General features: G+C 48.9%; 9 protein-coding genes and 1 pseudogene. 9 read left to right on the top strand and 1 reads right to left on the bottom strand.

The genetic code is table 11. From position 1 onward, the window contains the following. The first annotated feature begins 146 nt into the window (after positions 1–146). The 3 genes and pseudogenes from MO387_RS17965 to MO387_RS17980 all read left to right on the top strand — a co-directional run bounded on the left by MO387_RS17965 (position 147) and on the right by MO387_RS17980 (position 5073). Positions 147–1175, top strand: a pseudogene (locus MO387_RS17965) (ABC transporter substrate-binding protein). Positions 1176–1220: 45 nt separating this feature from the next. After that, positions 1221–3005: a GGDEF domain-containing protein gene (locus tag MO387_RS17975; RefSeq protein ID WP_107950109.1), complete on the top strand. Its 1785-nt coding sequence runs from the start codon at positions 1221–1223 to the stop codon at positions 3003–3005. Positions 3006–3756: 751 nt separating this feature from the next. Then, a complete protein-coding gene (locus tag MO387_RS17980) occupies positions 3757–5073 on the top strand; it encodes a hemolysin family protein (RefSeq protein ID WP_107946304.1) in 1317 nt (438 codons plus the stop codon). On the opposite strand, the gene ilvY is transcribed toward MO387_RS17980, so the two are convergent. Beyond that, the gene (gene ilvY / locus MO387_RS17985; RefSeq protein WP_107946305.1) at positions 5070–5942 is read right to left on the bottom strand and encodes an HTH-type transcriptional activator IlvY; all 873 of its coding nucleotides are present in this window, start codon (positions 5940–5942) and stop codon (positions 5070–5072) included. The two genes, MO387_RS17980 and ilvY, sit on opposite strands and share 4 nt — an antisense overlap. A gap of 260 nt (positions 5943–6202) precedes the next feature. On the opposite strand from ilvY, the gene ilvC reads away from it, so the two are divergent. The 6 genes from ilvC to MO387_RS18015 form a co-directional block, all read left to right on the top strand. After that, positions 6203–7681, top strand: a complete 1479-nt coding sequence (ilvC, locus tag MO387_RS17990; RefSeq protein WP_107946306.1) for a ketol-acid reductoisomerase — start codon at positions 6203–6205, stop codon at positions 7679–7681. A 750-nt stretch (positions 7682–8431) separates the two neighbouring features. Continuing rightward, positions 8432–10105 (top strand): acetolactate synthase 2 catalytic subunit, encoded by a 1674-nt coding sequence (gene ilvG, locus MO387_RS17995; RefSeq protein ID WP_199908778.1) that lies wholly within the window; start codon positions 8432–8434, stop codon positions 10103–10105. Further along, entirely contained in the window at positions 10102–10359 is a 258-nt protein-coding gene (ilvM, locus tag MO387_RS18000) for an acetolactate synthase 2 small subunit (RefSeq protein WP_006083459.1), read from the top strand. Before ilvG ends, ilvM begins: the two co-directional genes overlap by 4 nt. A gap of 166 nt (positions 10360–10525) precedes the next feature. Next, positions 10526–12415, top strand: coding sequence for a dihydroxy-acid dehydratase (gene ilvD, locus MO387_RS18005; protein WP_107946308.1), 1890 nt, complete (start codon positions 10526–10528; stop codon positions 12413–12415). Between the two features lies 1 nt (position 12416). Further along, the gene (gene ilvA, locus MO387_RS18010) at positions 12417–14027 is read left to right on the top strand and encodes a threonine ammonia-lyase, biosynthetic (protein WP_107946309.1); all 1611 of its coding nucleotides are present in this window, start codon (positions 12417–12419) and stop codon (positions 14025–14027) included. A gap of 186 nt (positions 14028–14213) precedes the next feature. Next, the coding region (locus tag MO387_RS18015; RefSeq protein WP_242326438.1) for a transposase domain-containing protein at positions 14214–14451 on the top strand (238 nt) is incomplete at its 3' end.

Genomic DNA, 14451 nt, shown 5'->3' on the forward strand with positions numbered 1-14451 from the left:
ATTTTGTGGTTTAATCGAAACATCTGCTGCCGATTTTAGCAACATTTTGGGCGGCGATGCGGTAACAAGGTTGTGAATCGATAATAATAAAGTGACCTCTTGTGAAGGATGACATTTGAGGGAACATGGTCGAGGAGAACTCGCCTATGCGTTCGTGGATGTTAGCGTGTGTGTTTATCTGTACTGCGGGTTTTGGTGGGGCGGCTTGGGCAAAACTCGATGTGGTTTTCTTTAATCCAGGGGCTGTCGATGACAGTTTTTGGGGGGACGTCGACCAATTGATGTTGGCGGCATCGACGACACTCGATATTAAACTCGATATCATTCATTCCGATCGCAATCACTTCAAGATGATAACCCAACTCGATGAGTTGTTAGCTTCTGCAAAGGCGTTACCTAATTACGTTATTCTGGTTAATGAAAAACAATCCGCGATAAAAATGTTGCAGGCGCTTTATCCTCACCCTGTCTATGTGCAATTGATTTTAAATGATATTTCCCCTGGCGAGCGTGATGCCTTGCTGCAAGATCCCCATTGGCAAGAATATCTGTTACCCGCCATTATTCCCGATAATTACGCTATTGGTTCGGCGACCGCTAAGGCCTTAATGGACGATTTAGAAGGAAAGGCGGCTAAAGTTCTGTTGATTTCGGGCGATAAGTCGACGCCTGCTTCAGTACTTCGTACCCAAGGTGCCAGCGATTATTTCTTTATGCAGCCCAATGCCACTCTGACTCAAACGGTTTATGGCCAATGGAGTGACGCAGTAGCTTATGGTCAAGCGCTCACTCTGCTGAACCGTTATCCCGATCTAAACGTGATTTGGACCGCCAGTGATCGTATGGCAATTGGAGTGCTTAAAGCATTGAAGGAAAAAGGCTTAGTCTCGGGTAAAGATGTATTTGTCAGTACGATCAATACGTCACCTGAGATTTTATAGCTTTGTCGCCAACACGCGGTGAGCATTATTGGTGGCGGGCACTTTATGGCTGGCGCGTTAGCTTTGGTCGAGTTGCAATATTATCAGCAGCATAAGCACTATATTCCCTATGACAATGTCACCTTGTTCGGCGTTTTACTGCCTGATTCGGCATTTTATCAAATGTTAGTTGCTCGGGATTGGCCGCAGATTTTCCAGTCTCAGATTTTGAATAAGTTGCCCTTCAAGGCGTAATAACGGGTGTACATGAAGCATCGAAATCATTCTATTAGTCATAAAATGACGCTGACCATCATCGGGGTGAGCTCATTTTTTGCCGTGTTAACTATGCTGGTGCAGTTGATTTGGAACTATCAGGATAGTATCGACAATGCCACGTCGGATATCCGCGAATATTCAGAATCTATTCTGCCGAGCGTGGCGAAGTCGCTGTGGGATGTCGACCGCAGCCTGCTATCTGATTTGCTCTCAGGTTTAGGGATGATGCCGTTAGTGTCGAGTGTGCATTTAGACAGTATCGACGGCGTTACTATGCAGCTGGGTAAACCGCTGTTAACCGATGATGAGTCGCAAACTCTGTTTAATTATCCGGTGACTTATCAAGACCAGCCGATCGCCACTTTAACCGTAGGCTTAGACACCAACCAGCTTTACTACGAGCTGTGGCGGCAGTTGATTTTTATCGTGCTCGGCAATGGTTTAAAGACCCTGCTGATGATCTATTTGATCTTGACCTTAGTGCGACTCATGGTGACAGATAGACTGTCGGCATTGGAAGATTTTACTAATAAAATCAATCTAAAATCGTTAAAAAAGTTGTCTGTTCCCGAAACAGTGACCGCCAGTCCTGACGAGATTGCTCATGTGGCATTGTCGCTTAAGGCCATGTACCAAAGGATACGCAATGACCTCGCTATCAATAAGCGCCATCAACGTGCGTTACAGCAACAGCAGCATTTATTGTCGGACTTAGTGAAAGAGCGGACCAAAGAACTGGATTGGCAGTCGCAATCGAATCAGCTGTTGGCGGAGATTTCGTTGCAATTTTTGAGTATCGACACCTGCAATGTAGACAAAACCTTAGCTGAGGTGTGCCACAAAATCGGTCAGTTATTTGATGTTGAAAGGGTGAGCATTCTCGAATTTCATCAACAGCATGCTTATTACCGCAGTTTTTGGACCAGCGAGTTACATGCTAACAAGGCCCAAGGGATTTCGGTGGACAACATTACTCAGCTTGCTAAAAAACTCGAGACAGAATCGACCTTAGTGATTGAGGATCTTGAGGCGTTAAAGGACTTCTCACCACAGGAATCTGAGGTAATGAAATCCGTGGGGATATGTTCGATTGCCGCCTTTGCGATTAAAAATGCTGGGGAGTTATTGGGATTGCTCTCGCTGTCGACTGTGTCGCGGCCCTTGAATTGGAACGCCCAGAAAAAGAATATGCTGACTCAGTTTGCCTCCGCATTGAACGAGTTACTGCTGCGCGAGCAAAAAGAGCGGCAGATGATAGTGCTGCAACAAGCGCTGGTTTCTGCTAATACTCAATTGAAAGAAATGGCCGAAACCGATGAGTTAACGGGTTTAGCCAATAGACGCCCCTTCACCGAAAGATTAGAAACCGTACTACAGGCGTATATCCCTGCGGGACTGTTTATGTTGGACGTCGATTATTTTAAATCCTATAACGACACTTATGGTCATATTGAAGGTGACCTGGTGCTTAAGCGTGTGGCGGATGCCTTAGCGCAGTGCGATATTTTGCCGCACAATGCTTTGTTAGCGCGCATCGGGGGCGAAGAGTTTGCCTTAGTCGTTGAGCTCGTCTCACCTGCGCAGTTAACGGCTATTGCCACGCAGCTGTGTTATCTCGTCGAACAACTCAGTATTCCCCATCAAGCATCACCGTTGGCTGTGGTAACGATTAGTATTGGCAGCGTGTTTTTGCCATTAGATAAGGTCTCGGGACTTAAGATGCCCGACGTGTTACGCCGTGCCGATGTTTGTCTCTATCGCGCTAAGGATAAAGGGCGTAATAGGGTCGAAGTTGAAGTGATTTAATGGCATAGGGGCAAGTCAGCCTTGTACCTATACCTATTGCAGTCTTTTGTTGCTCGGCACCAGTTGAGTATTGCTCCATCATTAGGTGCTCTCTGCGCTTAATAATTGGGATTAAGCCTCAAATTGCCCTATCTCCATGCTTAAGTAATGTTTAGGTCATCAGCGTCCGTCATTTAGCCATCCGGCGATATTTAGGCTAAATCAGCTGAGCCTCTTTATGTCACAGACCGCATTCAATCATGCTAACTAATTGATAACATTTGCATGAAACTGTGCTGTAGATCCATCGTTAAGATAAAAATTACTCAAGGTGAGGTAATATTAGGCGGCAAATGAGATATAATCTGTCGCCCATAGTCGATTTAGCGATGCACTCTGAGTGACATCCATGCTGCCATTCTGGACGTATTTCTCGTAACGCAACTAAGCGAAAGCCACGACTGCCTAGTCAATTCCATTGGCTTAAATGTACGTTCTAGCAGCTCAATATCAAAGCCACCGCACTGAGATGTCTTAATGATGTCGAGTCGCGCCTAAGCCGTGAATTTGCAGATATACTCAGAGCAGCCTAAAACGGCAATGTAAGTGCTTTTTATCTTAGGGTAGCAAGGAGCTGGCGCAGCCGTTTGAACGGTTTGTAGGCTGGATAACCCCTAGCAAACTGTGCCCCAATTAAATGAATTCAGCTGACTCGCGAGCCATAAAGCGCGGGTTGGTCCTAGTTAGTCCAGTGTTAAATGAAAGGTGTTACATGAGTCTCTTTGATAACGTGATGATTATATTGTGCCTAATCGGTGCGAGTTGTTTCTTCTCTATGTCAGAAATTGCACTTGCCGCTTCACGTAAAATCCGTTTACGTCAATTGGCCGATGAGGGCGATGCCCGCGCAGAAAAAGTGTTGCAGTTACAAGCCGTTCCCGGCAGCTTTTTTACTGTGGTACAAATCGGGCTTAATGCCGTTGCTATCATGGGCGGTATCGTCGGTGAGTCGGCATTTCGACCTTATTTCTATGAATTACTATCGCCTTTGCTGACCGATCCTTGGTTGAGCCAACTGAGCTTTATTTTATCCTTTGTTGTCGTCACCAGTGCCTTTATTCTGGTGGCCGATTTGATGCCAAAGCGCATTGCGATGGCGATGCCTGAGCCAGTCGCATTAGCCGTTGTTGGGCCTATGTCTTTCTGTATTGTGCTATTGCGTCCATTAGTATGGTTTTTCAATGGCATGGCGAGCGGCATCTTTAAACTGCTACAAATCCCAACCGTGCGTAACGATGCCATCACCTCCGATGACATTTATGCTGTGATGAATGCAGGCGCCGAAGCTGGAGTTTTAGATCGCGGTGAACAACAGATGATGGAAAATGTGTTTGAAATGCAAACCGTTTCTGTAACCTCTGCCATGACTGCCCGTGAAAGCTTAGTGTACTTTTTACTGCAAGACAGCGAAGAAGATATCAAGCGTAAGATTTCTGAAGATCCCCATACTAAGTTCCTCGTCTGCGATGGTCAGTTAGATATGATCAAAGGCTTTGTGGATGCAAAAGAATTGCTGATCCGTGTGATCAACGGTGAGAATATCACCTTAAAAGGCAGTAACTTAGTCCACACTTCGCTGATTATTCCCGATACTTTGAGCCTGTCAGAGGCGATGGAATATTTTAAGAATAGCCGCGCCGATTTTGCCGTGGTAATGAACGAATATGCCTTAGTGGTGGGTATTGTCACGACCAACGATTTACAACGCGCCGTGATGGGGGCTTGGTCATTGCACGAGAGCGAAGAGCAGATCATCGCCCGCGATGGTAACTCTTGGTTAGTCGATGGGGTAACACCGATTACCGACGTGATGCGCGCCTTCGGCATCGAAGAATTCCCGCATAATCAAAACTACGAAACCATTGCCGGTTTTATGATGTATATGCTGCGTAAAATCCCTAAGCGTACCGATTTCGTCAACTATGCGGGCTATAAATTTGAGGTGGTCGATATCGATTCTTACAAGGTCGATCAGCTATTGGTGACCCGTATCGATCCTATCGATAAGCTCAACTCGCCGGATGTTTAAATCACATCCAAAAACGCATTGACTATGGGATCGTCGAGCCGCTTTACTTTGCAGCAGCAACCTAACTCGAAGGGCGGTATTGCAACGGGAGAAGCGAGTAACTGGATACGATCCCGCACTGGGCTGTTATTGATCACCACTTCTGGGCTCATGCTCACGCCGCAGCCCAACGCCACCATTGAGGCGATCGCTTCTTGGCCCGAGACTTGGGCGTAAATATTAGGGCTGATGCCCATTTGTTTGAACCAGTTATCGGCGCGGCGACGTCCGGGCCCGTGGTCGGGAATGATAAAGGGCACACTCGACCAATCAATAGGCGTTTGGCTAATTTGCTGCTGCACCGCGCAGCGGATAGTTGGGGCGATGATCGACAGCGGCACATCGTCGATTTTGGCAAAGTGTAAGCTGCTCGGAAACGGATCGGGCAGGGCGGCGATGGCGATATCGGCGCGATTCTGTTGTACTTCGGCCAGTGCGTTCGCCGCATCTCCCGTGGTTAAGGCTATCTCGACGAAGGGATGTTCTTGGCGGAATAAATCCAATAAACCCGGTAAATGACTGTAGGCAGCAGTGACCGAGCAATACAGATTTAACCGACCGCGCAGTACGTCCTGCTTGAGATCGATACTGTGCTTGAGCGTGCTCCAATGGTTCAAAGTTTGCTCGGCAAACAGCTTAAACTCGCGTCCCGCGTGGGTTAAGGTCACACTGCGATTATCCCGCTCTAACAGCTTAGCGTTCACTTCCTCTTCTAATCTTTGCAGGGCTCGGCTTAAGGTCGATGGGCTCACATGCATCTGCTCCGCGGTCTTGACGAAGTGCAAACTGTCACATAAGTGCAGGTACAATTTGAGGGTACGAATATCCATGAGCTTATCCTGTTTAGTTTGAACTTAAGCCTAGCTTGAGTGACGGCGTGATTCGGTGCTGCATATTGGCGCCGATATTACTGTCAGTGTTCCTGATCCATGATTGCCGTTGACGTTGCGCATAATGCAATATGAAGTTTCGAATATATCATTTTAAGCAATGATAAGCATGGGTTATAGTGATTTCAATCACAACCAAGCCGTAACATTATGTTAGTTTGGTTGCGTCCAAAATTTCTGACTTATAGGTGGTATATCAGATGGCTAACTATTTTAACTCTCTGAATTTACGTCAACAATTAGCACAGCTTGGCCAATGTCGTTTTATGGATCGTTCTGAGTTTAGCGACGGCTGTAACTACATAAAAGATTGGAATATTGTTATTTTAGGTTGTGGTGCTCAAGGTCTTAACCAAGGCTTGAACATGCGTGATTCGGGTCTGAATATCTCTTTTGCCCTACGTCCTGAAGCGATTGAACAGAAACGTGCCTCATGGCAAAAAGCAACCGATAACGGTTTTTGTGTCGGTACCTTTGAAGAATTAATCCCTGCTGCGGATCTGGTCCTTAACCTGACGCCGGACAAACAGCATTCCAACGTGGTTAACGCTGTTATGCCACTGATGAAGCAAGGCTCTACCTTGTCTTACTCACATGGCTTCAACATCGTCGAAGAGGGCATGCAAGTTCGTCCCGATATCACGGTAGTGATGGTTGCGCCTAAGTGTCCAGGCACTGAAGTGCGTGAAGAATACAAACGTGGTTTTGGTGTGCCTACCCTTATCGCAGTTCACCCAGAAAACGATCCAAACGGTGACGGCTTAGAGATTGCTAAAGCCTACGCCAGCGCAACGGGTGGCGACAGAGCCGGTGTGTTACTGTCGTCTTTCATCGCAGAAGTGAAGTCGGATCTGATGGGCGAGCAGACCATTCTGTGCGGTATGTTGCAGACGGGCGCCATCTTAGGCTTTGATAAAATGATCGCCGATGGTGTTGAACCAGGCTACGCGGCCAAGCTTATCCAGCAAGGTTGGGAAACGGTCACTGAAGCGTTGAAACACGGTGGCATCACTAACATGATGGACCGTTTATCTAATCCAGCCAAGATTAAAGCATTTGAAATTGCAGAAGATTTAAAAGAAATCCTCCAGCCATTATTTGAAAAGCACATGGATGACATCATCAGCGGCGAATTCTCTCGCACTATGATGGAAGACTGGGCGAACGATGATGTGAACTTACTGCGTTGGAGAGCCGAAACTGGCGAAACAGGTTTCGAAAATGCACCCGTATCGAGCGAGCATATCGACGAACAAACCTATTTCGACAAAGGTATTTTCCTTGTCGCTATGATCAAAGCGGGTGTGGAACTGGCGTTCGACACTATGGTGTCTGCGGGTATCGTGGAAGAGTCGGCTTATTACGAGTCACTGCATGAAACTCCACTCATCGCCAACACGATTGCCCGTAAGCGTTTGTACGAAATGAACGTGGTAATTTCAGATACCGCCGAATACGGTTGCTACCTGTTCAATCACGCCGCCGTACCTATGCTGCGCGATTACGTTAATGCTATGTCATCTGAGTATTTAGGTGCTGGCCTGAAAGACAGCGCAACCGGTGTCGACAACCTAACGCTCATCGCAGTTAACGAAGCGATTCGTGAAACGGCAGTGGAATATGTTGGCGCAGAGCTTCGCGGTTACATGACTGATATGAAGAGCATTGTTGAGGCTTAATTGATCGTTAGTTAAGCCCAGCATTGGGGGAGAGGGTTGAGACTCAAAGGACTTAGGTCTCAGCTCAGTTCCCAAGCAACCTCAGAGACTGAAACGTGCGTCTTGAGTTTGCTTCGTGATGAATCAGCTTAGTGATAAATCTGTGTAGTGAGAAACAAATTTTTTCCTGTTCAGTGGGTTGTCGAGCGGGCAAAAACGACATAGTTAGTGAGTTAATAGTTAGTGAGTGAATCTTCAGTGAGCGTTCGATGGTGAATGTGCGTTCAGTGAATGAATCCTGCGGTAGGTGAATCGCGCCGACTGAGGATCAACAGTTAACGTTTTACTTTGTTGTTTTGCATTGTCTCGGCAGGGAAGCTGAATTTTTTTTGACAAAAGATATTTTTTATTGTGTTTGGCTGTCGCTTTATGGTAAAGCTAATAGCTCGCGGTAGGGCAAAGTCCAAAGCGAAACTAACTTTCATGCAATATCCCAATTTTAGAAACACCGATTAGGAATCCATATTGATGTTTAACCAAGCTGCCAAGCTCATTCTCGTGATTATTACCGTCGTGATTATTAAATCACAGCGGGGGCGGCGCATGGCGAACTGATAGACCTAAAAGGTTAAAAGTTTCGAAAGAACCCCCCGCTCCGAAAGGACCGGGGGGTTCTTCGTTTCAGGGCCTAGAGTAAGGTCCTAAGCTTCGAAAGAGTAAAAAATTAGCGTCGATTTTCGGCAATTCAGGACTAACGTAGCGAGAGAGAATATGGAACCAGGGCAGATGATCAGAGGCGCAGATGCGGTAATTAAAGTGTTAGCAGCACATGGCGTCACCACAGTGTTTGGTTACCCAGGTGGTGCCATTATGCCAATATACGATGCCCTCTATGGAAGCCCTGTCGAACATCTGCTCAGCCGTCACGAACAAGGCGCCGCCTTTGCCGCCGTAGGATACGCAAGAGCCAGCGGTAAAACTGGCGTGTGCTTTGCGACCTCAGGCCCTGGCGCGACTAACCTGATCACTTCCTTAGCCGATGCGCTGTTAGATTCAGTGCCTATGGTGGCCATCACAGGCCAAGTTTCTACCGCCGTTATCGGCACCGACGCCTTTCAAGAAATCGACGTGCTGGGCATGTCACTGAGCTGCACTAAGCACAGTTTTATGGTGACAGACGTCAACGACCTGATCCCAACCTTGTATCAAGCCTTCGAAATCGCCGCATCCGGTCGCCCTGGCCCTGTGCTGGTCGATATCCCGAAGGATATCCAAATCGCCCAATTGGAATACCGCACACCTTTGCTGGCCGTGATGAACGAACCCCAAGCCGAGATGAGTGATATCGACGCCGCCCGTGCGCTGTTGGCAGAGGCTAAACAGCCTATGTTGTATGTCGGCGGTGGTGTAGGCATGGCGGGCGCGGTCGATCAACTGCGTGAGTTTATCAAAGTGACGGGCATACCTTCGGTCGCAACCTTGAAAGGGCTGGGCAGTATCGCCCACGGCACACCCGGCTACTTAGGCATGTTAGGCATGCATGGCGGCAAGGCCGCTAACTTAGCGGTACAGGATTGCGATTTGCTAATCGTGGTTGGCGCCCGTTTCGACGACCGAGTCACCGGCCGTTTAGCGAACTTTGCCGACAAGGCCAAAGTGATCCATTTAGACATCGACGCCGCCGAACTGGGTAAATTGCGTATGCCTGAGGTGGCAATCGCTGGTGACTTACGCCAAATCTTACCTGCCTTAGCCATGTCGATGAACATCACGCCTTGGCAGGCCGAGGTGGAGCATTTATCCCGTAAGCATCAATGGGATTATCAACACCCCGGCAGTTTGATCTATGCGCCTGCACTGCTGCGCCGCTTAGCCAATAAATTACCCGAAGACAGCGTAGTGTGCTGCGATGTGGGTCAGCACCAAATGTGGGTGGCCCAGCATATGTGGTTCCGCCGTCCAGAAGATCATCTGTCCAGCGCGGGCTTAGGCACTATGGGCTTTGGCTTACCCGCCGCGATTGGTGCGCAAGTGGCCCGTCCCGATGCCACTGTGGTGACTGTGTCTGGCGATGGGTCTTTTATGATGAATGTGCAGGAACTGACCACCATCAAACGCCGCAAGCTGCCAGTGAAGATTGTGCTTATCGACAATCAAAAGCTTGGCATGGTGAAGCAGTGGCAGCAGCTATTTTTTGAAGAACGCTACAGCGAAACGGATTTATCCGATAACCCAGATTTTGTGCAATTGGCCTCCGCCTTCGATATTCCCGGTCGGACGATTTTTTCTTCCGACGAAGTGGAAGAAGCCTTAACCGAAATGTTAGCGGCTAAGGGCCCGTATTTATTACACGTTGCAATCGACGATGCTTTTAACGTTTGGCCACTGGTGCCCCCCGGCGCATCAAACAGCGATATGATGGACGAAATGGAGAAACAAACATGATCCACTCTCTGGAATTAACGGTTCAACAACGCCCCGAAGTGCTTGAGCGTGTTTTGCGCGTGACTCGCCATCGTGGCTTTACAATTACCCAAATGCAGATGCGCATGAACGACGATGCGAGCCTGTCGCTGGATATGGAGGTCGATAGCGAACGTGCCATCGAACTGCTAAGTAATCAGCTGAATAAACTGATTGATGTGACTCAATGTAAGGTATTGTTACCGCTGAGCTTGCAACAAACGGCGAATGCTTAAGGCCTTGCTTGGGTGCATTTTAGTCCCTGATGTTGAGTGACTATGAGTGACTATGAGTGACTATGAGTGACTATGAGTGCCAGATATTGAGACGAATGCGGTAAGTGCAGCATTCGCCATGTGAATGAAAAATACGATTTTCGATTTGAGATAAAGGATACAGTCAATGCCAAAGTTACGATCAGCTACCAGTACCGAAGGCCGCAATATGGCGGGTGCACGTGCGTTATGGCGCGCCACAGGGGTGAAAGACAATGATTTTGGTAAGCCAATTATCGCTATTGCTAACTCCTTTACTCAGTTTGTACCGGGCCACGTGCATTTAAAAGATATGGGTTCACTCGTTGCGAGCGCCATCGAGGAAGCGGGCGGTATCGCCAAAGAATTCAATACCATTGCCGTCGATGACGGTATCGCCATGGGCCACGGCGGCATGCTTTACAGTCTGCCATCGCGTGAGCTTATCGCCGACAGTGTGGAATATATGGTTAACGCCCACTGCGCCGATGCCTTAGTGTGTATCTCCAACTGCGACAAGATCACTCCCGGTATGTTGATGGCGGCGCTGCGCCTTAATATTCCCGTCGTGTTTGTCTCTGGCGGACCGATGGAAGCGGGTAAAACTAAGCTGTCGGATAAACTCATCAAGCTCGACTTAGTCGATGCCATGATTGCGGGCGCCGACTCGAACGTGAGCGATGAAGACAGTGCCAAAATTGAGCGTAGTGCTTGCCCAACCTGTGGCTCTTGCTCTGGCATGTTTACCGCCAACTCAATGAACTGTTTAACCGAAGCTCTAGGATTATCGCTACCGGGTAACGGCTCTATGCTGGCAACCCACGCCGATCGTCGTGAGCTGTTTTTAGAAGCGGGTCGCCGCGTGATGGCGCTGGCAAAACGTTATTATCATCAAGATGATGAATCGGCATTGCCACGCAATATCGCGAACTTTAAAGCCTTCGAAAATGCCATGACCTTAGATATCGCCATGGGCGGCTCATCTAATACCGTTTTGCATTTATTGGCTGCCGCGCAGGAAGCTGATGTTGACTTTACCATGGCGGATATTGACCGTATGTCGCGCCTAGTGCCGCACCTTTGTAAGGTCGCGCCCTCGACGCCTAAATACCATATGGAAGATGTGCACCGCGCGGGTGGTGTGATGGGGATTTTAGGCGAGCTCGACAGAGCCGGATTACTGCATACCGATGTGTTCCATGTGGCGGCTGACAATGATGGTACTTTTGCTGGTGGCGCTGAGGGCGGCGGTACCTTGAAGTCGGTATTGGCGAAATACGATGTGATGCAAACCCAAGATGAAAAAGTAAAACACTTCTTTATGGCGGGGCCTGCGGGGATTCCGACCACTAAAGCCTTTAGCCAAGATTGTCGCTGGCCGTCACTGGATAACGACAGACAAGAAGGTTGTATCCGTAGCCGCGAGTTTGCTTTCAGCCAAGAGGGCGGGCTTGCCGTATTGTCGGGCAACGTGGCCGAGAACGGCTGTATCGTTAAAACGGCGGGCGTGGATGAATCGAATCTGACCTTTGTTGGCTCGGCGCGAGTCTATGAAAGCCAAGATGACGCAGTGGCGGGTATCTTAGGCGGCGAAGTGGTGGCGGGTGATGTGGTTGTTATCCGTTACGAAGGCCCGAAAGGCGGCCCGGGTATGCAAGAAATGTTATACCCAACCAGTTACTTAAAATCACGTGGCTTAGGCAAAGCCTGTGCGCTGATCACCGACGGTCGTTTCTCCGGTGGCACTTCAGGTTTATCTATCGGCCACGTCTCACCCGAAGCGGCAGCGGGCGGCACGATCGCCTTGATTGAAAATGGCGATCGCATCGAAATTGATATACCCAAGCGCAGCATCAAGTTGGCAGTAAGTGATGTTGAACTCAATGCTCGCCGCGAAAAAATGCACAGTCTTGGCCCAATGGCGTGGAAACCTATCGGTCGCCAACGTTATGTATCACTCGCGCTTAAGGCCTACGCCATGCTCGCCACCAGTGCCGACAAGGGCGCGGTACGCGATCGCAGTAAACTGGAGGACTAATATGTTGCCACTTGCCTCTATGTCTACAGCATCGCAAGCTCGGACCGATTTAGCCCATTTTCAGTTGGCACAAAGCTATCTGCAAAAAATCCTGTTGTCATCTGTGTATGACATAGCGAAAGTGACGCCGCTTTCAAGTATGAACAAGTTATCGGCGCGTTTAGGTTGTCAGGTATTTTTGAAGCGCGAAGATATGCAGCCAGTGCATTCCTTCAAGTTACGCGGTGCCTATAACCGTATCGCCCAGCTGACGAAAGAAGAATGTCTGCGCGGCGTGGTGTGCGCTTCGGCAGGCAATCATGCTCAGGGGGTGGCGATGTCGGCGGCGAGTCGCGGTGTGGATGCTGTGATTGTGATGCCAGAGACAACGCCCGATATTAAAGTCGATGCGGTGCGCCGTTTAGGTGGCAACGTGGTATTGCATGGCCAAGCCTTCGATCAAGCCAATGGCTATGCGATGGCGATGGCCAAAGAAGAGGGCCGAGTCTATATCGCGCCCTTTGATGATGAAGCCGTGATCGCAGGCCAAGGCACTATCGCCCAAGAGATGTTGCAGCAGCAGCGCGATCTCGAAGTGGTATTTGTGCCCGTGGGCGGTGGCGGTTTAATCGCGGGTATCGCAGCCTATTACAAGGCGGTGATGCCGCAGGTGAAAATTGTCGGTGTCGAGCCAGAAGACGCGGCCTGTTTAAAGGCGGCGATGGAAGCGGGCGAGCCGGTGACACTGGCGCAAGTCGGTTTATTTGCCGACGGTGTGGCGGTGAAGCGTATAGGTACTGAGCCGTTTCGAGTCGCCAAACTGTATGTCGATGAAGTGGTCACCGTCACCTCGGATGAAATCTGCGCTGCGGTGAAAGATATCTTCGAAGATACACGTGCGATTGCTGAACCAGCTGGGGCTTTGTCCTTGGCTGGGCTTAAAAAATATGTCAGCGCCAATGCCAGTGGCGACAGCGGTAAAGGCGAGAAAGTCGCCGCAATTTTGAGTGGCGCGAATGTGAATTTCCACAGTCTGCGTTATGTGTCGGAACGCTGCGAACTCGGTGAGCAAAAAGAAGCGGTACTGGCAGTGAAAGTCCCTGAACGTCCGGGAAGTTTCTTAAAATTCTGTGAGTTACTCGATAAACGGGTGATGACTGAGTTCAACTATCGTTTCAGTAGTCGCGATCTGGCCGTGGTATTTGCAGGCATTCGCTTAAGCCGAGGCCAAGGCGAGCTTGAACAAATCATCGCTACCTTAGAGGCTAACGATTTTGAAGTGCAGGATTTATCCGGCGATGAAACCGCGAAATTGCATGTGCGCTACATGGTCGGCGGTCATCCACCTGAACCTTTAGAGGAGCGTTTGTTTAGCTTCGAGTTTCCTGAGCATCCCGGTGCGCTGCTGAAGTTTTTAACCACCTTGCAGAGCAAATGGAACATTAGTCTGTTCCATTATCGCAACCACGGCGCGGCCTTTGGCCGAGTGCTGGCGGGTTTTGAAGTGCCCGCGAGTGATGCTTTGCCGTTCCAACAGTTTTTAACTGAGTTGGGTTTCGTCTATCAAGAGGAAACCCAAAGTCCTGCCTATCAGCTGTTTTTAAATGCGGGTAACGGTAACAAAGTCTTATAGGGTTTGCTGTGATGCACATAGCTTAGATCGACGCGATGACATTTTAGGCAAAGTTAGGCACAAGTTAAGTGAAAGTTAGGCTAAAGGAGGGGCGCACATGCGTAATGCCGATCAGTTAAGACAGATCACTTGACGATCTCGCTGAAAAGATCAAAATCCGATGACCTCATATCATCGGATTTTTTTATGCAACTCTCAGAAGCACTCGCCCGCACTCATATTACCCGCCTAACTGAATTTACCTGCTTAGCTGATGTGTTAGAACCTGAGTTAATTCAATCCTGTTTAGACTCTCAGGGCGTTGCGACGTTAAGACGGCGTAAATTGCCGATGGACGCGATGATTTGGGCCGTTATCGGAATGGCTTTGTTCCGAGGGGAGTCTGTTCGGTCACTCATCAACAAACTCGACATTGTTTTGCCGC

The organism is Shewanella sp. N2AIL (assembly GCF_022690845.1).
Taxonomy (GTDB): domain Bacteria; phylum Pseudomonadota; class Gammaproteobacteria; order Enterobacterales; family Shewanellaceae; genus Shewanella; species Shewanella baltica.

Coding starts and splice junctions, on each gene's coding strand:
- MO387_RS17980 (WP_107946304.1), top strand. CDS start 3,757: ATGAGTCTCTTTGATAACGTGATGATTATATTGTGCCTAATCGGTGCG.
- ilvC (WP_107946306.1), top strand. CDS start 6,203: ATGGCTAACTATTTTAACTCTCTGAATTTACGTCAACAATTAGCACAG.
- ilvY (WP_107946305.1), bottom strand. CDS start 5,942: ATGGATATTCGTACCCTCAAATTGTACCTGCACTTATGTGACAGTTTG.
- ilvA (WP_107946309.1), top strand. CDS start 12,417: ATGTTGCCACTTGCCTCTATGTCTACAGCATCGCAAGCTCGGACCGAT.
- ilvG (WP_199908778.1), top strand. CDS start 8,432: ATGGAACCAGGGCAGATGATCAGAGGCGCAGATGCGGTAATTAAAGTG.
- MO387_RS17975 (WP_107950109.1), top strand. CDS start 1,221: ATGACGCTGACCATCATCGGGGTGAGCTCATTTTTTGCCGTGTTAACT.
- ilvD (WP_107946308.1), top strand. CDS start 10,526: ATGCCAAAGTTACGATCAGCTACCAGTACCGAAGGCCGCAATATGGCG.
- ilvM (WP_006083459.1), top strand. CDS start 10,102: ATGATCCACTCTCTGGAATTAACGGTTCAACAACGCCCCGAAGTGCTT.